The organism is Polynucleobacter sp. AP-Ainpum-60-G11 (genome assembly GCF_018688375.1).
Lineage (GTDB): Bacteria > Pseudomonadota > Gammaproteobacteria > Burkholderiales > Burkholderiaceae > Polynucleobacter.
The window spans coordinates 1,824,309-1,844,328 of the sequence record NZ_CP061318.1 but is presented as its reverse complement, the minus strand read 5'-3'; the positions used below and the strand labels follow the sequence as shown (position 1 = coordinate 1,844,328).

Below are 20,020 nucleotides of genomic sequence, written 5' to 3'. Positions count from 1 at the left end.
TATTAACTAATTGCTCGGTGGTAATTCTGCCCCGCTAGGATGTTTGTAGCGGTTATAGGCCCAAATAAATTGATTGGGTGCAACTAGGATCGCATTTTCAATTGCGACATTGAGTTCGGTGGCAGCAGCTGTGGAGTCTTCAGACAGCGGTTCTAGTCTCTTGGCTTGCATGAGCCAGCCCTTACCAAGACCTTTGCGTTTAGCGGTAAACATCACAACCGGCGTGTTATTGCGATTAGCTAAGCGAGCGGGAAGTGGGGTCGTATAGGCAGGGCGCCCGAAAAAGGGTACCCAAACACCTTCACCGCCGCTAGGTACTTGATCTGGAAGAATGCCAATGGCTTCTCCGCGAGTGAGGGCGCGTGTCATTTGGCGAACGCCATTGAGGTTGGTTGGTACAAAATGCATATTGGGATAAGCGCGACCCTCTTCCACCACTTCGTTAAGCCATTCTTGGCGAGACGGGCGATAAAGAATGGTCGCAGGAAAGTGCTGAGCTAAGACCCGGGGAATGATTTCAAAACCACCGAGGTGTGGAGTCAGCATGACTAAGCCATGACCCTCGTTAATAGCTTCCTCAACCAGATCCCAGTCCTGGACCTCGACTAGCTTAAGCGCCTTTGATGGATTGCGCCAAATCCACAAACTGTCCGAGAAGAGTTGTCCTGAAGCGGCAGCAGCATGCCAGATTTGCAGGGGTAAATGATGACTTTTAATAGCTGCTTCGTATTGAGGGCGAAAAAGTGATCGATATTGCTTGGAGCCCACATAAGCCAGAGCCCCTAAAGCAGCCCCAATCACCTGAACAAGGAATAAGGGTAATACCGCTATTGCAGCGAGGGTTAGCTTGAGAAGGTATTTACGCACCCTCTAATGATATTCAATGCTGGGGATAGGGCCAAATTTCTTGTTTGGCTTGATGAATAAGGTGTTTTTCGGATAGAATTCATCCATCGCTGAGTTAAGGCAACTTGCAGGGCGATTCATAAATTCTGCTAAAGCGTCGCCGTTGAAATTCCTGGCACGTCGAGTTGTCCATTTGATCGTGTTAATTTTTTAAAGGAATATGCAATGGCTAATGATTACTTCTTTACCTCAGAATCAGTTTCTGAAGGTCACCCCGATAAAGTAGCAGACCAAATCTCTGATGCCATCCTGGACTCAATCCTGGCTCAGGACCCAACTGCACGTGTTGCTGCGGAAACTTTGTGTAATACCGGCTTAGTAGTATTGGCTGGTGAGATTACAACGAATGCCAATGTGGATTACATTCAAGTAGCACGTAATACTTTGCGTGAAATTGGTTACGACAACACTGATTACGGTATTGATTACAAGGGTTGTGCCGTGCTGGTTGCTTATGACAAGCAAAGTCCTGATATCGCTCAGGGCGTTGACAAGGCACATGACGATGGTCTAGATCAAGGTGCTGGTGACCAAGGTTTGATGTTTGGTTACGCCTGTGACGAGACTGCAGAGCTTATGCCTTTGCCAATTCACTTGTCACACCGCTTAGTAGAACGTCAATCTCAACTGCGCCGTGATGGCCGCTTGAACTGGTTGCGTCCAGATGCAAAGTCACAAGTGACCCTGCGTTACGTGGATGGCAAGCCTGACTCAATCGACACCGTAGTTCTCTCTACACAGCATGATGAAGAAATTTCTCTCGAGAAATTGCGCGAAGCAGTGATCGAAGAAATTATCAAACCAGTGTTGCCAAAGCATTTGATCAAAGGTGCGATTAACTTCTTGGTAAACCCAACCGGTCGATTTGTAATCGGCGGCCCGCAAGGCGATTGCGGTCTGACAGGTCGCAAGATCATTGTGGACACCTACGGCGGTGCAGCTCCTCACGGTGGTGGGGCATTCTCTGGTAAGGATCCATCCAAGGTTGACCGTTCAGCTGCCTATGCTGGTCGTTATGTAGCAAAGAACGTAGTTGCCGCAGGCTTAGCAAGCAAGTGCTTGATCCAGATCTCTTATGCGATTGGTGTTGCTAAACCAACCTCAGTGATGGTGAGCACATATGGTACTGGCAAGATCTCTGACGAGAAGATTGCGCAATTGGTATCTGAGCACTTTGACTTGCGTCCAAAAGGCATCGTCAAGATGCTGAACCTATTACGTCCGATTTATCGTAAGACTGCTGCTTATGGTCACTTTGGTCGTGAAGAGCCAGAATTTACTTGGGAGCAGTGCGATAAGGCGCCTGCCTTACGTGCAGCAGCCGGCTTGTAATCTGCTTTCTAGGTAGTAAATTTGCAGTATCTAGTTGTATTGAGGCGAAATATGGCGAAATTGATTACAATTTCGCCATACCTTCAAGGAGCGTTGCAAGGAATGCTGTGAACCAGCGTTTCCCCAGGCTTGAAGGGAGTGGACTCCTAGGTAACCCCAGAGTTTGCTAATTGCAACTGCGCTCGCTAACCCATGATTCAATGGCTAGCGAGTTTCTACTCCAGCATTGGATCGTATTTAGCTGGAGCATTCATGAGTACCGTTTCCGATTTAAACAACTTTGTAGCAACCCGTTGCGCTATTGCCGATATTTCTTTGGCTGACTTTGGCCGTAAAGAAATCGCCATTGCTGAAACTGAAATGCCAGGGCTGATCGCCATTCGTGACGAGTTCGCATCACAGCAGCCATTGCGTGGCGCACGCATTACTGGTTCATTGCACATGACCATTCAAACTGCGGTATTGATCGAGACGCTTGAAGCGCTCGGCGCGGAAGTGCAGTGGGCATCTTGCAATATTTTCTCTACACAAGATCACGCTGCTGCAGCGATTGCCGCTAACGGCACACCAGTGTTTGCGATCAAGGGTGAAACCCTTGAGCAGTATTGGGATTACACCCACCGCATTTTTGAATGGGCCGATGGTGGCTTTACCAATATGATTTTGGATGACGGTGGCGATGCTACTTTGTTATTGCACCTCGGTGCACGTGCTGAAAAAGATCAAGCTTGCTTAAATCATCCAACAAGTGAAGAGGAAACCATTTTATTTGCGGCTATTAAAAAGAAATTGGCGCAAGATCCAACTTGGTATTCCACACGTTTAGAAAAAGTAAAAGGTGTAACCGAAGAAACCACTACTGGTGTACATCGTCTCTATCAGATGTTTGCCAAAGGTGATTTGAAGTTCCCCGCAATTAACGTGAATGACTCTGTTACGAAGAGCAAGTTCGACAACCTCTATGGTTGCCGCGAGTCTTTGGTTGATGCAATCAAGCGCGCTACTGACGTAATGGTTGCCGGTAAAGTTGCCGTGGTTTGTGGTTACGGCGACGTAGGTAAGGGATCAGCTCAAGCCTTGCGCGCTTTGTCCGCTCAAGTTTGGGTGACTGAAGTTGATCCAATCTGCGCATTGCAAGCGGCCATGGAAGGCTATCGTGTTGTCACAATGGACTACGCTGCAGATAAAGCAGACATCTTTGTTTCAGCAACTGGTAACTACCATGTGATTACACATGACCATATGGTGAAGATGAAGAATCAAGCCATCGTTTGTAACATAGGTCACTTCGATAACGAGATTGATGTTGCTGGTATTGAGAAATACAAGTGGGAAGAAATCAAGCCGCAAGTTGACCATGTGATTTTCCCAGCTGCTAATGGCAATCCTGAGAAGCGCATCATCATTTTGGCTAAAGGTCGTTTGGTTAACCTCGGTTGCGGTACAGGTCACCCATCTTATGTCATGAGCTCTTCATTTGCGAACCAAGTGATTGCGCAGATCGAATTGTGGAATGCAGTTGGCACAGATAAATACCCAGTTGGTGTTTACACATTGCCTAAGCATTTGGATGAGAAAGTTGCGCGTTTGCAGCTCAAGACATTGAATGCACAGTTAACTGTATTGTCAGATCAGCAAGCTTCTTACATTGGCGTAACGAAGGAAGGTCCTTATAAGGCTGACCACTATCGTTATTAATCTGCTTATAGCTAGATATTGTTCAATAGAGAAATAGAGATATAGGCCCAAGACTATGGAATTAAGCGTTGAATTCTTCCCTCCAAAAACACCTGAAGGTGAGAGCAAGCTGCATCTCGTGCGCGAGCGTTTTAGTAAAACGCTTAAGCCCGCTTTTTATTCTGTGACTTTTGGTGCCGGTGGATCTACTCAATCTGGCACATTAAAAGTAGTGAGCGATATTCATGCTGCGGGAGCAGCCGTTGCCCCACACTTATCTTGTGTTGGTAGCTCGCGTGAAAGTGTGCGCGACATGTTGAAGCAATATCAAGCTTTAGGCGTTAAACGTATCGTAGCTTTGCGTGGCGACTTACCATCTGGCATGGGCCAGTATGGTGAGTTCCATCACGCCAATGAATTAGTGGAATTTATTCGTGCAGAAACTGATGACTGGTTTCACATTGATGTGGCGGCATATCCAGAGAGTCATCCCCAGGCCAAGTCGCCAGCAACAGATGTGGATTTCTTTGTACAGAAGATGAAGGCTGGAGCTAATTCAGCAGTAACTCAGTATTTCTACAACAGCGATGCGTATTTTCGTTTTGTTGACGAAGCCTATGACTTGGGTGTTACTCAGCCAGTGATCGCTGGAATTATGCCGATTACCAATAGCACTCAATTGCTGCGTTTTTCAGATGCTTGTGGCGCAGAGATTCCGCGTTGGATTCGTTTGCGTTTGCAGTCTTATGGCGATGACACCGCTTCGATTCGTGCGTTTGGTGAAGAGGTGGTTACCGATCTTTGCGATCAGCTTTTAACTGCTGGCGCTCCAGGGTTGCACTTCTATTCATTGAATCAGGCAGATGCTGTTTTAGCGATTGCAGATAATCTTAGTCTTAATAGGTAATTAATAAGCCTGACTCAGTCAGCATGGCATCTAAAGGCTCATCATGTGTTTGAGCCTCCCACTGCGCATTATCTAATTTTTGCCAATCAAAACCGATGCCTACGCATAGTAGGTTTGGCTTAGCTTTGCGTAATTGAGCCAAGGTGCGGTCAAAGTAGCCTCCCCCATATCCTAAACGCCAATAGTGTGCTTTATCACCCATTCTGGATTCTGACCAACCTACGCAAGGAATCAAGATGCAGTCTGGAGTGACTTGAGGTCTACGGGGGTTATTAGGGTCGGGCTCTGGTACACCGTGGCGGCTCGGAATTAGCAGATCATTTTCTTGCCAGGCATAAAAATCCAAATGCTTATCTTGCCGCGCGAAAGGGAGCGCGAGTATTTTGCCGGCTTTATTGTGGGCCCAGGCCAATAGGCTAGGTCTCACATCCAATTCATCTTGTATGGGGCAATACAGGGCAATAGATTGAATTTGAGTGTCATAGGTAGCCAGAAAACTGGCTAAGCCAGCCAAAATAGCTTCTTGTGCCATGGGATGGCTTGAGCTGGCCGCAAACTCTTTCCTTTGGGCCAGTAAGTCCTGTCGAAGCGATTTTGGAGAATTGCCGTGCATATCGACCATTATCAGGCGAAAATTAAGGGATATAGTAAATCGATAAGGCAATACGGTGAAAAAGAGGTTTGATGTTTTTGGTGCTTGGCAAAAAACAGTGGCTGGAATTTTATTTCTCGCTCTGGCAGTTGCTGCACCCAGTATTTCTGCAGAGAAGGCTAAGAAAACTACCCCTGTTAAAGAAAGTAGAATCTCAGCCTTTGAAATTACCGAGGGCGATCGGACCTTTATTGAGTTGCGTGAGGCCGCTAAACGAAATGATGTTGCCCGTGCGCAAACATTAGCGGCTAGCCTATCAAATTACCCGTATGAAGACTATGTAGCCTATTTCCGGATTAAACCGCAGCTATTTGATAGCGCTGGTGGTGCGCGGGCCGAGACCAATGCAGACTCCCAGGTGCAGGCTTTTCTAAATCAATACCAAGGCACTGCACTGGCTGATCGGATGCGCAATGATTGGTTGCTTGTTTTAGGCAAACGTAAAGACTGGTCACGCTTTGATGTCGAATACCCCAAGTTTGTTTTGGATGACGACACTCAGGTGAAATGTTATTCGTTGCAGTCAAAATTGGCGCAAGGGGAGAACCCAACTAAAGTGGCAATCGATGCCCGCGCAATACTATTAGACCCGCGTAATTTTGGTCAGGCTTGCCAAGAATTGGTACCCGCCCTAGTTGTTGCTGGGGGAATGACGCCGAGTGAGGCTAAAGCAATCGGCCGCGCTGCTAGTGAGATGGGTTTTGACACCATGTCACGTCGCTTGGGTGGTGAAGATCCGATTGCTGAGATTGTGAAGGCTGCTAAAGCGGATCCTGCAAAAGCATTTAAAGAATTTTCACAAAATGCATCTCGCTATAGCAAAGAGAATCAAGCGGTAGCTTGGGGTGTGATTGGGCAATTCCTTGCAAAGAAGTTAGATCCCAATGCGGATGATGCGTATCGTTTTCAGCAGGAGCTGGGATACAACGAGCTTCTTTCAGTAGAGGGTCAAGAGTGGAAGGTGCGCGCAGGCTTGCGCGCTAAGGATTGGACACTAGTAAAGAATGCAATTGAGGGCATGAATCCCACAGTACGTAGTAAAGACCCTGCTTGGACTTATTGGTATGCGCGTGCCTTAAAAGTAGAGGGCCAAAATGAGAAAGCCCGCGAAAACCTCGAGCTTGTTTCTGACCAGTACAACTTTTATGGACAGCTTGCACGAGAAGATTTAGGTAAGTCCAATCATGCGCCTGCACGCACTAAAGTGAGCGATGCAGAAATCGAGGCCATGTCGCAACGTAAAGGCTTTATTCGGGGCGAACGCTTTTATGCCATGAATTTACGTTTTGAAGGTAACCGCGATTGGAATTGGGAGTTGCGTAATATGAGTGATAAGCAGTTACTCGCAGCAGCTGAGTATGCTAAGCGCATTGGCTTATATGACCGCGTTGTGAATACCGCGGATCGTACTAAGCAAGAGCACGACTTTAGCTTGCGTTACCCAACGCCTTATCGTGATGAACTATCACCAATTGCTAAGCAAATTGATTTGAATTTAGCTTGGGCCTATGGATTGATTCGTCAAGAATCGCGCTTCATCATGAACGCCTCTTCGTCAGTTGGCGCTTCAGGATTAATGCAAGTAATGCCAAATACAGCGAAGTATGTCGCCAAGAAGATTGGTATGACCTCTTATACCAATGACAAGCTTGCTGACACCAATACCAACCTCACTTTAGGTAGTAATTACTTGAATATGGTCTTAGTAGACTTAGATGGTTCTTGGGTCCTTGCATCTGCGGCCTATAACGCTGGCCCATCACGCTCTAAAACTTGGCGAGAAAAACTCACTAGCCCTACTGAAGGCGCAATCTTTGCGGAAACAATCCCATTTAATGAAACACGAACTTACGTGAAAAACGTTTTAGCCAATGCGACGTATTATTCATCCGTGATGCATGGGCAGACACAGTCCTTAAAGCAGCGTTTAGGTGTGATTACTCCTAAAGCGGCAAACGCATCTGAGCTACCTTAGTATTTCAATTACATTGGAGTTTTATGAAATATGACATTCTGCTAATTGGCGGCAACGGTTTTGTAGGTAGAGTTTTGGCTGCTCAGTTGCAAGCTGAGGGGTATTCTGTTTTATTACCAACTAGACACTTAGCATCTGCACGTGATTTACGCATGTTGCCGAAAGTACATTTAGAGGACGGTGATGTACATGAATTTGATGCATTGCAGGAGCTTTGCTCAAGAATCAAGCCTGGTGGTGCAGTCATTAATTTAGTGGGTGTGTTGCATGACAAGCCTGCTCAGCCTTACGGGAAAGTATTTGAAGCGGCTCATGTAGAGCTCCCAAAAAACATCATGACGGCTATGCAAATGCATGGACTCAAGCGCTATTTGCATATGAGTGCATTGGGAGCTGATTCTAATGGTCCCTCGATGTATCAGCGCAGCAAAGGTGATGGCGAGGCTGCAGTAAAGGCCAGCAATCTTGACTGGACTATTTTTAGACCTTCAGTCATTTTTGGCGCTCAAGATCAATTTATTAATTTGTTTGCCAAGTTGACAAAGTTATTTCCTGCAATGCCTTTGGCAAATTCAGGTGCGCAATTTCAGCCAGTGAGCGTGGATGATGTAGCTAGTGCATTTACCAAGTCTTTAAAAATGCCATCGACCATTCATCAATCTTATGATTTGGTGGGACCGACCGTTTACACCATGAAAGAGATTGTGGAATTTGCTGCGCGCAAGGCCAATACCAAATGTGCCATTATTCCTGTCCCTGACTTTGTTGGGCATCTGCAGGCTTTGGCTTTTGAGTTTCTGCCTGTCCCAACTTTAATGTCGCGTGACAATATTGCATCTATGCAGTTGCCTAACATTCTCCGACTCAATGGGTTAGATGCATTGACTAAGGTTTTTGGGATTAGCCGTCGTACTCTCGAAGGCATGAAATAAGTCGATGAAGATCTATGCGGTTGGTGGCGCTATTCGGGATACCCTGATGGGTTTACCAGTGCATGACATCGACTATGTAGTTGTGGGCTCAAGTGTGGAAGAGATGATTGCCCAGGGCTATCGTCCAGTAGGCAAAGATTTTCCAGTGTTCTTGCATCCAGAGACTCAAGCTGAATATGCCTTGGCGCGTACAGAGCGTAAAACGGGTAAAGGCTACAAAGGCTTCTTGTTTTATGCCGATCCGACTGTCACGCTAGAGCAAGACTTAGAGCGCCGCGATCTCACCATTAATGCAATGGCACAAGAGGTGAGTGCTGATGGCAAATGGGTGGGGCCTATATTGGACCCATACAACGGCCAACAAGATTTAGCGGCTAGAGTGTTTCGTCATGTCTCAGATGCGTTTGCGGAAGACCCATTGCGCTTATTGCGCATCGCTCGCTTTGCAGCACGCTTCCCTGAATTTACAGTTGCGCCAGAAACCATGGATGCTTTGCAGGTTATTGTTGAGTCGAATGAATTAAACGCGCTCTCGGCTGAGAGAATCTGGCAGGAGTTAGCTAGAGGTTTGACTGCCAATAAGCCAGTGCGCATGTTTCAGGTTTTGCTAGATACTGATGCAGCCAAGACATTACTACCGTCAAGACTGACATCGTATTTGGCTCAAGAAGAATTCCGCGAGCAGCTCATTGCACATTTGCATGCAGCAGACAATCGCCTAGAAGATCGGTGCGCCGTCACACTCATGTATTTACCCGCTAGTGAAATTCGCTTATGGGCGGAGTGCGTCAAGATGCCAAATGAGGTGCGTGATTTCAGTGAAATATTTAGTGAGCTCAATGCACTCATCGCGAAATCAGTCAACGATGTGGCTGTTAGCTATCAGCCTGCAGATGTATTGATCTGGTTTAATCGTGCAGATGTTTGGCGTAAGCCTGAACGTGTACAGGCATTGTTAGATTTGGCCAAGCGGATTGGCCTCAATGTCGGCCCTTTAATTTTGGCAATGGAAAGCGCTCAATCGCTCAATACAGCTGAAATTATTGAATGTGTTTCGCCAGAAGAGCGATCCAATGGTGAAAGTATTCGCCGTGCAGTAGATGCTGCGAGACTCTTAGCTATTACTGCGGCCGTGAGTATTTAAAAACTTACAGCCTGTTTCTGCCTCGAAGGCCAGGCAAGTCTTCCAAGGCATGATCTGGCAATACTTCAGATAGTTTCTTTGAGAATGCAAACACCTTAAACAGTTCACCCATCTCCGCTTCGGATAATAGTTTTTGTAAAGCATTCGAAATGGGTAGGAAGGTTTCTGGATTGCTCGGATCACCAATCTCTAAAGCGATATCGCCAATACCGGCGTCTAGTAAGTAAGATGCCTGATTGCTGAGATAGACATCATCAACTTGTTCCTCCAATGCGCTGCGCGCAATTTGTGACCAATCAACGTGCGTTGTTAAATCACACAATCCCGGAAGATGAAATGGATCTTGAATTGCATGATGGCGATGATGCGCCATCAAAGTCCCCTCAAGACGTTGCGCGTGATAGTACTCACTCTCCGGAAAGCCGTAATCAAAAGTGAGGAAGAGTCCTATATCGAGGTGATTTGCTACCTGACGCATCCAAGCATTTGCTGGCGCATGTAATTCAGTAACGTAGCCCTCAGAAAAGTTGCCAGTGAGTAAGGCCTCTGGAAGTAGTGACTGCTCAACGGGTTGTCCTATCGACCAAGCAAGCTTGCCATCAATTACAGCAACTCCTTGTTGATACCAAAATCCATTATTAAAAATGATGACGTCACAAGGGATTGCATCAATGACTTCATTGGCCAAAATAATGCCTTTGAAGTTGTTGGGTAATGAGCTTAACCAACTGCATTGAGTAGATAGGGTTAGTTTCTCGGCAAGTTTCTTGAGGCGCTCATCTTGTCTTTGAGCTAGGTCTGGCGAGATTTCAATGATGTCGTAGCGATCCAGGGAAAACTCAAGATCGTGCAGTCGGGTAAGAATGGATTCAGCCAGTTTTCCGGTGCCGGCGCCAAACTCCAGAATCTGTGTGGGAAGTCCTTGAGCCTGAAGTCCCTCTAGAATGGGTAGAAGCGTTTCCACAATGGCGGCACCAAACAAGGGGGATAGCTCCGGTGCGGTCGTGAAATCACCGCCAGAACCCAATTTATGGGCCCCAGCACTGTAATAACCCATGCCTGGCTCGTATAAAGCCATTTCCATATACCTTGAAAAGGGCATCCAACCACCATTGGAGGCGATTTCTGCCATTATTTTTTGGCACAGGAGCTCGGTATGAGCCGTTTCAAGGCTGGTCAAGGTAATATCCATAGCTCGCTAGTCTAAGAGAATTTAAGTGAACTTGAGTTCAAACCCACAACCTCGGCAAAATAAAGCGGTTTTAGTGACCGGCGCAGCAAAGCGTCTTGGTCGTGAAATTGCCTTGGAATTTGCTCGTCAGGGCTGGGATGTAGCTGTTCATTATGGCCAGTCTGCATCAGACGCTCAGGCTACCGTTGCGGAAATCCGGGGCTTAGAGCGCAAGGCCGTGGCATTTAAGGCTGATCTCGCTAGCGAAGCAGAAATTCATTCTCTATTTGCCGCTGTTGTTGCTGAGTTTCAAGACCTTGAGTGTCTCGTGAATAGCGCTTCGATCTTTGAATATGATCGCGCCAACTCAGATACCCCTGCCAGCAGTAAAAGTCTGCAAGACCACATGCAGGTGAATTTAACGGCTCCCATTCTGCTATCTCAGTTGATGTTTGAATATCAAAAAAATAGTTCAGAGAGTCCAGGCGAGGATTCATCATCTATCCCCTCGGTGATTCAGCTGCTCGATCAAAAATTAATAAACCTCAATCCAGATTATTTTTCATATACATTATCGAAGGCCGCATTGCTCACTTCCGTTGCAATGCTGGCAGTGGATTTTGCTCCGCACTTGCGAGTGATTGGTTTGGCTCCCGGTATTACGCTGACTTCGGGCGATCAAACTGAATCTGGTTTTACCAAAGCACATCAAATGACGCCCTTAGGTAAGTCATCAACACCAAGCGATATTGCAAAAGCAGCCGTATTTTTAGCTAGCTCGAATGCAATTACAGGTACCACCTTATATGTGGATGGCGGGCAACATCTATTACCGTCATCACGTGATGTGATGTTCAAAACAAATTAAGCATTTAATACAGAATAAAAAATTCAGAAGAGTTAATACAATTTATGCACGCCATTCTTTCTCATCCTGCCTTAGTTGATTGCCGCCGCTTATTTTTGCGTGACTATGAAATCTATATCAACATCGGTGTGCATGATTTCGAAAAGAAGGCTGAACAGCGCGTTATTTTGAATGTTGATTTGTATGTTCCGCTTGGTTTAAATACTCCCTCCAAAGACTTGTTAGAAGAAGTTGTAGATTACGACTTCATGCGTGAAACCATTAAGGCGCGGTCTTCCCAGGGCCATATCCATTTACAGGAAACTTTCTGCGACGACATCGTGACTGCGATGCTTTTGCATCCTAAGGTTATTGCTGCTCGCGTTAGTACCGCTAAGCCAGATGTCTATCCAGATTGCCACTCTGTTGGCGTTGAAGTATTTCGGATGAAGCCAATTTAAAGAAGACCCAGAAAAATTCAGTAGCTATGAGTGATATCCGTAAAGTTGTCTTCGAAGAAAACAAGCTTGAGAAAAAGCTGTGCCGTTTAGTTGGCCAAGCAATTGGCGACTTTGGGATGGTCGAAGATGGTGACAAAGTAATGGTTTGTCTGTCGGGTGGTAAGGATAGTTATGCCATGCTCGATATTCTTCTCAAGTTGCGTGAGCGCGCTCCAATTGATTTTGAAATTATTGCTGTCAACTTGGATCAAAAGCAGCCAGGATTTCCAGCAGAAATTTTGCCAAACTATTTACAGTCTTTGGGTGTTCAGTACCATATCGAAAATCAAGATACCTATAGCATCGTCAAGCGTGTAGTTCCTGAAGGAAAAACGACTTGCGGTCTTTGCTCTCGCTTACGTCGTGGAATTTTGTATCGTGTGGCTGATGAATTAGGTGCGACTAAGATTGCATTGGGTCATCATCGCGATGACATCTTGGAAACCTTGATGCTCAATATGTTCTTTGCTGGCAAGCTCAAGGGTATGCCACCCAAGCTGCGGTCTGATGACGGTAAGCATATAGTGATTCGTCCTCTCGCCTACGTTCCTGAAAAGTTATTGGAGCGCTATGCAGTGGATATGAACTTCCCAATCATTTCATGCAATCTATGTGGGAGTCAACCCAATCTACAGCGTGGCGCTATGAAAGAGATGTTGCGCGAGTGGGAGAAAAAGTACCCAGGGCGTGTCGAGAATCTATTCCGCTCCATGCATCACATCGTGCCATCCCATTTAATGGATAGCGAAGCTTTTGATTTTAAGAATCTCGAGATTTCTACGGAACTATCGGGCATTGCCGCTAGATCAGCTGGTGATAAGGCAATTGACGAGACAGAAATTGATGAAATAGCCTGCGGAACGCTGATTCAGGGGTCTTATAATCCTTCTTTATGAACATCGTTATTTTGGCTGCTGGGCAGGGAAAGCGGATGAAGTCCGCGTTACCCAAGGTTCTCCAAACCTTGGCTGGGAAACCCCTTCTCCAGCACGTTCTTAATACGGCCCTAGATCTACAGGGTAAAAGCGCTAAAGCTGGCCCCACCGTTGTAGTTGGTCATGGCGCTGCGGATGTGAAGCAATTTCTTCAGATTGCTAGCGAGCAGGATTCTCACTTCAGCAAGGTAAGTACAGCACTACAGGCTGAACAAAAAGGAACTGGCCATGCTTTATTGCAAGCCCTGCCAAAGCTGGATGTAAACGAGCCTACTTTAGTTCTGTATGGCGATGTACCGCTTACCAGCAAAAAGACACTTTCTAAATTAGCCAAATTAGCTGATGGGGTGCGTGGTCAAGATTCTGCGTTAGCGCTGCTAACCCAAAATCTGAGCAATCCAACAGGATATGGCCGTATCGTGCGCGACATTGATGGCTCAGTAAAAGAAATTGTTGAAGAGAAAGATGCAAGCCCTGCGCAAAAGTGTATTCACGAAATTAACACTGGGATCATGGTGCTGCCAACCAACTCGCTGAAGGGGTGGTTGAAGGCTTTGCGAGCCAGCAATGCTCAAGGTGAATACTACTTAACTGATGTCATTGCGATGGCAGTGAAGGATGGCGTGCCTATTCGCACTGCGCAAGCCGATGCTGAATATGAAACTGTTGGCGTTAATAGTCGTGATCAGTTAGCTGCATTAGAGCGCGTATATCAGCTCAATCAGGCAAATGCATTAATGGATGCCGGCGTTTCTTTAGCTGATCCAGCGCGGATTGATATTCGTGGAACCTTGGAGTGTGGCACCGATGTATTTATTGATGTCGGCTGCGTATTTGAAGGTTGTGTGACTTTAGCAGCCGGGACAAAAGTAGGCCCGTACTGCATGATTCGCAATAGCGTGATTGGTAAGAATGTGACCATTCATCCATATAGTCATATAGACGGTGCAAAAGTTGGTGCTAGTTCACTGATCGGACCTTATGCTCGTTTACGCCCTGGTGCCGACTTGGCAAACGATGTCCATATCGGCAACTTTGTCGAAGTAAAGAATAGCAAGATCGCCGCTAATAGCAAAGCCAATCATTTAGCCTATGTGGGTGATTCGATCGTCGGCTCCAGAGTCAATATTGGCGCCGGTACGATTACTTGCAACTACGACGGTGTAAATAAGCACCAAACTATCATCGAGGACGACGTCTTTATTGGTTCTGATACTCAGTTGGTTGCACCGGTGCGGGTTGGTCGTGGTGCGACATTGGGTGCTGGTACGACTCTGACGAAAGATGCGCCACCTAATCAACTTACCGTGTCACGAGCGAAGCAAATCTCTTCACAGTGGCAGCGCCCTATTAAGAAGGAAAAGAAAGCGGCAATTAAGAAAGTCGCCACTAAAAAATCCGTGAAGGCTAAAAAATAATGTGCGGAATTGTTGGCGCAGCATCGCGTAAGAATATTGTTGAAGTCTTGATTGAAGGCTTGCGCCGCCTTGAATATCGCGGTTATGACTCATGTGGTTTTGCTGTAATTAATGGCGATGATGTAAAGCATCCGATTGAACGTGCTCGCACTACTGCTCGTGTTTCTGAGTTGGCTGAGCAGGGTAAGGATTTTCATGGCACCCTAGGCATTGCGCATACTCGCTGGGCAACTCACGGTAAGCCGGATACGCAAAATGCACATCCCCATATCTCCGGTGGATTGATTGCGGTTGTTCATAACGGCATTATTGAAAACTACGAAACACTGCGTGCTGAACTGAAATCTGCAGGTTATGTATTTTCTTCAGAAACAGATACTGAAGTGATCGCGCATTTAATTCATCAAGCATATGTGTCTAGCAAGCAAGTAGATTTAGTGGCTTCCGTTCGATCGGTGTTACCGCGTCTTCATGGAGCCTATGCGATTGGCGTGATTGCACAAGATCGCCCAAATGTTTTGGTGGGTGCGCGCATTGGCTCTCCATTGGTTGTGGCTCTTGGCGAAAATGAAAACTTCCTTGCATCTGATGCACTAGCTTTGGCTGGTCGCGCTCATTCGATGATGTACCTTGAAGAAGGCGATGTTGCTATTCTCAAGGCAGATGGAGTGGAGATCATTGACCAGACGGGCAAGACGGCACAGCGTGAGCAAAAGCCTATGCCTGCTCAAGCTGACTCAGTCGATCTAGGTCCTTATCAGCACTATATGCAAAAAGAGATTTTTGAGCAGCCAAGAGCAATTGGTGACACGCTTGCCAACATTGCTAGCTTTGGCCCGGAACTCTTTAATGCCGATCCTGAGCAGTGGAAAAACTTTGATCAAATTTTGATCTTAGCTTGTGGAACCAGTTACTACTCTGCCTGTGTTGCTAAATACTGGTTAGAAGATTTGGCCAACATCCCGACTCAGGTTGAGATTGCTAGCGAATATCGCTATCGCACAACTGTTCCCAATCCGAATACATTAATTGTGGTGGTTTCGCAGTCTGGTGAGACTGCTGATACTTTGGCGGCATTACGTCATGCGCAAGCGCTAGGGCATCAATACACTCTCGCGATTTGTAACGTAGCTTCCAGTGCCATGGTTCGCGAAACCAATTGGAATTTCTTAACTAAGGCTGGGACTGAGATTGGAGTAGCCTCTACTAAAGCATTTACAACTCAATTGGTTGCGCTATATCTCTTGGCTGTTTCATTGGCTAAGCGTGCAGGCAAAGTGAGTCCTGAGAGAGAAAAAGAGCTCTTGCGTGATTTGCGCCATCTACCAAAAGCACTGCATGCTGTTTTAGCGCTTGAGCCACAGATCATGGCCTGGAGCACTGCATTTGCTAAGTGTGAAAACGCTTTATTTCTGGGGCGCGGCATGCATTACCCCATCGCCCTTGAAGGCGCTCTCAAGTTAAAAGAGATTTCATATATTCATGCTGAAGCCTATCCAGCCGGTGAGTTAAAGCATGGACCGCTCGCCTTGGTTACTGAAAAGATGCCAGTGGTGACAGTAGCCCCTAAAGATGACTTACTGGAAAAACTCAAGTCCAATATGCAGGAAGTGAAAGCTCGCGGTGGCAAGCTATATGTATTTGCAGATCAGGATACTGAAATTACCAGTAGTGATGGTATTAATGTGATTCGTCTGCCCGAGCACTACGGCAATCTCTCTCCAATTCTGCATGTAGTTCCGCTTCAACTCTTGGCGTATCACACCGCTTGTGCTCTAGGCACCGATGTCGACAAGCCACGCAACCTTGCAAAGAGCGTTACCGTCGAGTAATTCCTCGGAGGGGCATCCTATGCCCCTGTATTAATACCCTCAAAATTAGTAAGCCTTTGCAATTAGTACGATCTAGTACTAATATAGTACGCATACAGACTAAATGGAGCTCATTGAATGTATCACCTTTTACTTGTAAAGGAATTAGTTCAGGCTTATCAGGCATTTGAGATGCACTCAGGCGCCCACATCAAAGAGATGGGTTTAACAACTACCCAGTTCGATATTGTGGCGACCTTAGGTAATCAGCCCCCCATGACCTGTAAAGAGTTAGGTGAGAAGACGCTGGTTTCTAAAGGAACCATGACCGGAGTGCTCGAAAGACTTGAGGCTAAGGGCTTGATTGAAAAGTTTATGAATGCCAACGATGGCCGTAGCTACAAGATTGGTTTATCCAAAAGTGGTGACAGACTATTTAAGAGGGTATTTCCGGAACATGTTGAGTATTTAGGTAAGTCGATTGGCAAATTGAGCAAAAAAGAAATTGAACATGCTGTGACAGTTTTAAGAGAAGTAAAAACTATTTTTAAATAAATTATTAAAAGGAAAAATCATGACAAAAGTAGCGGTTGTATTTCATAGTGGTTATGGCCACACTGTTAAGCAAGCTGAAGCCCTCGCCAAAGGTGCAAATGCCACCCTAGTAGCTATTGATGCTGAAGGTAATATCACTGATGCTCAGTGGGAAATACTAAACACTGCTGATGCGATCGTATTTGGATCACCAACCTATATGGGTTCAGTCAGTTGGCAGTTTAAGAAGTTCGCTGATGCCAGTTCAAAGCAATGGTTTTCACAGCAGTGGAAAGATAAAGTATTCGGTGGCTTCACAAACTCTGCCACCATGAATGGTGATAAGCATTCCACTTTGCATTATTTTTTCACTCTAGCCATGCAGCATTCGGGTATTTGGGTGGGTACTGGTTTGATGCCATCCAATTCCAAAGCTGCCAAGCGTGATGATGTGAACTATGTGGGTTCATCTGCTGGCGCCATGATGCAGACACCCTCAGATGCAAGTGCTGATGAAGTCAATCCAGGCGACATAGAGACTGCACGTCTCTATGGTGAGCGTATTGCCAAGATTGCTGGTGAACTAAAAACCAAGTAAGCATATATATCCGAAAGTAATCGGGAGAATCATGAAAAAACTCATTGGTTTGCGAGGCAATGATCGAGGTCACTGGGTGGGCGATGGTTTTCCTGTTCGCACCTTATTCTTCTATCAAGACCTGGGCAGGCAAATGAGCCCATTCTTGATGCTGGACTACGCAGGTCCAGCAGAATTTCTCCCGACAACTGAGCGTAAGGGTGTCGGCTCACATCCGCATCGTGGTTTTGAAACGGTCACCATCGTTTACGAAGGCGAGGTGGCTCATAAAGATTCAACAGGCCAGGGTGGTGTGATTGGTCCTGGTGATGTCCAGTGGATGACCGCTGGCTCTGGCATTTTGCATGAGGAGTTTCATTCTGAAGGCTTTGCCAAAAAAGGCGGAACTCTAAATATGGTGCAGTTATGGGTAAATCTCCCAGCAAAACTCAAAATGACCAAGCCAGGCTACCAAGCCATTCTGGATAAAGAGATTCCTGCGATTAATTTGAAGAATGGCGCGGGGCAAGCGCGCATCATCGCTGGGGAGTTTGAGGGCCATACCGGGCCAGCACATACATTTACCCCGCTCCAGGTGATTGATCTAAAACTGAAAAAGGGTGAAATCACTATTCCTGTGCCAGAAGGGTGGAACGCTTCTCTTGTCATACTCAAGGGTGCCATTGAGGCAGCTGATGGCGTGGTGGCAAAAGATGCGCAGATGTTGATGTTTGGCAATCAAGGTCGAGATATTCAAGTGAATGTGCTGGAGGACTCAATTGCCTTATTGCTGAGTGGCGAACCCATTAATGAATCTATTGTTGGATATGGCCCATTTGTCATGAACACCAAGGAAGAGATTGCTCAGGCAATGCAAGATTTCAATAGTGGCAGCTTTGGAAAAATTACCCATTCAGAATCTGCATGAATTGGAAAAATTCCGTTTGACTTCTATTTTTAGTTGTGTACAAAATTTATTATTCAAATCAAGGTGTTACACAGACTGGATTAGAAAAGTGTGTTCAAATATCTGCTGTAGAAGAGGATATTTGTCACAGTACATGTTTGGTTCAAAAGAGTTCTTTATTTTGCGTTACCTTCCCTTGTTATCTGCGGGGCTTCTCTCTGCATGCGCGGTAGGACCAGACTTTAAGCAGCCAGATGCGCCCAATACCTCTTCATATACCGAGTCAACGCTCTCTAAGAAATTAGCTACTGCACCTGGAGTGCCGGGTGGAACCGATCAAGAGTTTATTGAAGGCGCTGATATTGAGGCTCAGTGGTGGGAGTTATTTAAATCTCCAGAACTTGATGTATTGATCAAAAGAGCGTTGCAGCAAAACCCCAATTTAGGTGCAGCTGATGCTGCTCTGCGTGCGAGCCAAGAAAATGTCAGCGTACAAATTGGTGGGCAGTACTTCCCTGCAATTGGTTTAAATGGCGGCGCGACTCGCCAGTTACAACCTTCTTCTATTTATGGCTTGCCTTATGGCTCTGATACCTACAACCTGTACAACGCTTCTGTAAACGTCACCTACAAGCTTGATGTTTTTGGTGGTGCCCGTCGCGCAGTTGAAGGTGCGAGAGCGCAGGCAGAGATTGCGCAGTTTCAGTTGGAAGGAGCATACCTTTCCTTAACAGCGAATATTGTGACTAGTGCAGTCCGTGAGGCTGCTTTGCGTGCGCAGATGCAGGCAACAGAAGAAATTCTGAAGGCACAAACCAATCTAGCTGAGGTGACCGAAAAGCAATTAGCCATCGGAACCGTCTCTAAAGTGGACGTGACTTCACAAAGAACTTTGGTGTCTAACTCACAAGTCGATTTATTTACTTATGAGCGCAATCTATCTTTTGCTCGTAATCAGTTGGCGGTCTTGGTTGGCGAGCTACCTAGTAATGCCAACATTACTAAATTCGATTTGAAGTCCCTCCATTTGCCAGAAAAGTTACCGCTGTCTGTGCCATCTAGCCTAGTACGCCAGCGTCCAGATGTGCGTGCTGCAGAGGCGCAGCTCAAGGCAACTAATGCATTGGTGGGCGTAGCTACTGCCAACCTATTGCCACAATTTAATATTACGGGCGCCGTTGGTTCTGCGGCCCTCACTAGTAGCGCACTGTTTGGACCTAATGCCGCTTTATGGTCAGTGGCTGGGGGTATCTTTCAGCCACTCTTTCAAGGTGGTCAGTTATTGGCTCAACGCCGCGGTGCTATAGCCAATTACGAGCAAGCCGTTTTCCAATATCAAGCGACCGTACTCAAGGCATTTCAAGAGGTGGCTGATTCTTTGCGCGCCTTAGAGACTGGCGCTCAAGCATTGAAATCTGCATCTGATGCTGAGCGCTACGCTTATGAAACTTTAGAGTTAGTACAGCAGCAATACAAGCTGGGTACTGCAAGTTACTTGGCCGTTCTCTATTATCAAAATCAATATCAAATTGCTAAAGTCAAATCAGTTTCTGCACAAGCAACCCGATTCTCAGACACAGCAGCATTATTTGCAGCACTAGGCGGCGGCTGGTGGAATCGCACCGGTCCAGCCTTTCAACCAAAAGCCATAGCGAACAAAGATCAAAATGAAACTTCTGGAAACAATTAAAACCAAAGCGACTGCAGCAGCCCTTGCCTTGTGGGCTTGGATGCATGCGAAGGTAGTTGAGTGGAAGCTTCGCGAGAGACTTATTGCCTTGTGGGAAAAAGCAAA

18 protein-coding genes and 1 riboswitch are annotated in these 20,020 nt (G+C 46.3%); of the genes, 15 read left to right on the top strand and 3 right to left on the bottom strand.

Annotated features, from left to right (window positions below):
- Positions 1-6 precede the first annotated feature (6 nt).
- The gene (locus tag FD971_RS09525) at positions 7-867 is read right to left on the bottom strand and encodes a lysophospholipid acyltransferase family protein (RefSeq protein ID WP_215334065.1); all 861 of its coding nucleotides are present in this window, start codon (positions 865-867) and stop codon (positions 7-9) included.
- Between the two features lie 204 nt (positions 868-1,071).
- Here FD971_RS09525 and metK point away from each other — a divergent pair, with 204 nt between their 5' ends.
- The 3 genes from metK to metF all read left to right on the top strand — a co-directional run bounded on the left by metK (position 1,072) and on the right by metF (position 4,822).
- A complete protein-coding gene (metK, locus tag FD971_RS09520) occupies positions 1,072-2,238 on the top strand; it encodes a methionine adenosyltransferase (protein WP_215334064.1) in 1,167 nt (388 codons plus the stop codon).
- A 79-nt stretch (positions 2,239-2,317) separates the two neighbouring features.
- A riboswitch (S-adenosyl-L-homocysteine riboswitch) is annotated at positions 2,318-2,429 on the top strand.
- 61 nt (positions 2,430-2,490) lie between these two features.
- On the top strand, positions 2,491-3,936 hold the full coding sequence (gene ahcY / locus FD971_RS09515) for an adenosylhomocysteinase (protein WP_215334063.1): 1,446 nt from the start codon (positions 2,491-2,493) through the stop codon (positions 3,934-3,936).
- 55 nt (positions 3,937-3,991) lie between these two features.
- Positions 3,992-4,822, top strand: coding sequence for a methylenetetrahydrofolate reductase [NAD(P)H] (gene metF / locus FD971_RS09510; RefSeq protein WP_215334062.1), 831 nt, complete (start codon positions 3,992-3,994; stop codon positions 4,820-4,822).
- Here the strand turns inward: metF and FD971_RS09505 are convergent.
- Positions 4,812-5,435 (bottom strand): 5-formyltetrahydrofolate cyclo-ligase, encoded by a 624-nt coding sequence (locus FD971_RS09505; RefSeq protein WP_251368628.1) that lies wholly within the window; start codon positions 5,433-5,435, stop codon positions 4,812-4,814. The two genes, metF and FD971_RS09505, sit on opposite strands and share 11 nt — an antisense overlap.
- Before the next feature lie 97 nt (positions 5,436-5,532).
- Here FD971_RS09505 and FD971_RS09500 point away from each other — a divergent pair, with 97 nt between their 5' ends.
- Genes FD971_RS09500 through FD971_RS09490 form a run of 3 tightly spaced genes read left to right on the top strand, consistent with a single transcriptional unit; the run spans position 5,533 to position 9,525 of the window.
- Positions 5,533-7,449 (top strand): lytic transglycosylase domain-containing protein, encoded by a 1,917-nt coding sequence (locus tag FD971_RS09500; protein ID WP_215335347.1) that lies wholly within the window; start codon positions 5,533-5,535, stop codon positions 7,447-7,449.
- A 23-nt stretch (positions 7,450-7,472) separates the two neighbouring features.
- Entirely contained in the window at positions 7,473-8,381 is a 909-nt protein-coding gene (locus FD971_RS09495) for a complex I NDUFA9 subunit family protein (protein WP_215334060.1), read from the top strand.
- Between the two features lie 4 nt (positions 8,382-8,385).
- The gene (locus FD971_RS09490) at positions 8,386-9,525 is read left to right on the top strand and encodes a polynucleotide adenylyltransferase (protein ID WP_215334059.1); all 1,140 of its coding nucleotides are present in this window, start codon (positions 8,386-8,388) and stop codon (positions 9,523-9,525) included.
- A gap of 4 nt (positions 9,526-9,529) precedes the next feature.
- On the opposite strand, the gene FD971_RS09485 is transcribed toward FD971_RS09490, so the two are convergent.
- Entirely contained in the window at positions 9,530-10,717 is a 1,188-nt protein-coding gene (locus tag FD971_RS09485; RefSeq protein WP_215334058.1) for a class I SAM-dependent methyltransferase, read from the bottom strand.
- Positions 10,718-10,742: 25 nt separating this feature from the next.
- Here FD971_RS09485 and FD971_RS09480 point away from each other — a divergent pair, with 25 nt between their 5' ends.
- The 9 genes from FD971_RS09480 (at position 10,743) to FD971_RS09440 (ending at position 19,915) form a co-directional block, all read left to right on the top strand.
- Positions 10,743-11,564, top strand: coding sequence for an SDR family oxidoreductase (locus FD971_RS09480; RefSeq protein WP_251368626.1), 822 nt, complete (start codon positions 10,743-10,745; stop codon positions 11,562-11,564).
- Positions 11,565-11,608: 44 nt separating this feature from the next.
- Positions 11,609-12,004: a dihydroneopterin aldolase gene (locus tag FD971_RS09475; RefSeq protein ID WP_215334057.1), complete on the top strand. Its 396-nt coding sequence runs from the start codon at positions 11,609-11,611 to the stop codon at positions 12,002-12,004.
- 26 nt (positions 12,005-12,030) lie between these two features.
- The gene (gene ttcA, locus FD971_RS09470) at positions 12,031-12,939 is read left to right on the top strand and encodes a tRNA 2-thiocytidine(32) synthetase TtcA (RefSeq protein ID WP_215334056.1); all 909 of its coding nucleotides are present in this window, start codon (positions 12,031-12,033) and stop codon (positions 12,937-12,939) included.
- Positions 12,936-14,396 (top strand): bifunctional UDP-N-acetylglucosamine diphosphorylase/glucosamine-1-phosphate N-acetyltransferase GlmU, encoded by a 1,461-nt coding sequence (gene glmU / locus FD971_RS09465; RefSeq protein WP_215334055.1) that lies wholly within the window; start codon positions 12,936-12,938, stop codon positions 14,394-14,396. Before ttcA ends, glmU begins: the two co-directional genes overlap by 4 nt.
- Positions 14,396-16,228 (top strand): glutamine--fructose-6-phosphate transaminase (isomerizing), encoded by a 1,833-nt coding sequence (gene glmS, locus FD971_RS09460; protein WP_215334054.1) that lies wholly within the window; start codon positions 14,396-14,398, stop codon positions 16,226-16,228. Before glmU ends, glmS begins: the two co-directional genes overlap by 1 nt.
- A gap of 117 nt (positions 16,229-16,345) precedes the next feature.
- Positions 16,346-16,762, top strand: a complete 417-nt coding sequence (locus FD971_RS09455) for a MarR family winged helix-turn-helix transcriptional regulator (protein ID WP_215334053.1) — start codon at positions 16,346-16,348, stop codon at positions 16,760-16,762.
- 19 nt (positions 16,763-16,781) lie between these two features.
- Positions 16,782-17,339 carry a flavodoxin family protein gene (locus tag FD971_RS09450; RefSeq protein ID WP_215334052.1) on the top strand — a complete coding sequence of 186 codons (558 nt, stop codon included), beginning with the start codon at positions 16,782-16,784 and terminating at the stop codon, positions 17,337-17,339.
- Positions 17,340-17,370: 31 nt separating this feature from the next.
- Positions 17,371-18,246 carry a pirin family protein gene (locus FD971_RS09445; protein ID WP_215334051.1) on the top strand — a complete coding sequence of 292 codons (876 nt, stop codon included), beginning with the start codon at positions 17,371-17,373 and terminating at the stop codon, positions 18,244-18,246.
- A gap of 121 nt (positions 18,247-18,367) precedes the next feature.
- Positions 18,368-19,915: an efflux transporter outer membrane subunit gene (locus FD971_RS09440; protein WP_251368625.1), complete on the top strand. Its 1,548-nt coding sequence runs from the start codon at positions 18,368-18,370 to the stop codon at positions 19,913-19,915.
- The last annotated feature ends 105 nt before the right edge of the window (positions 19,916-20,020 follow it).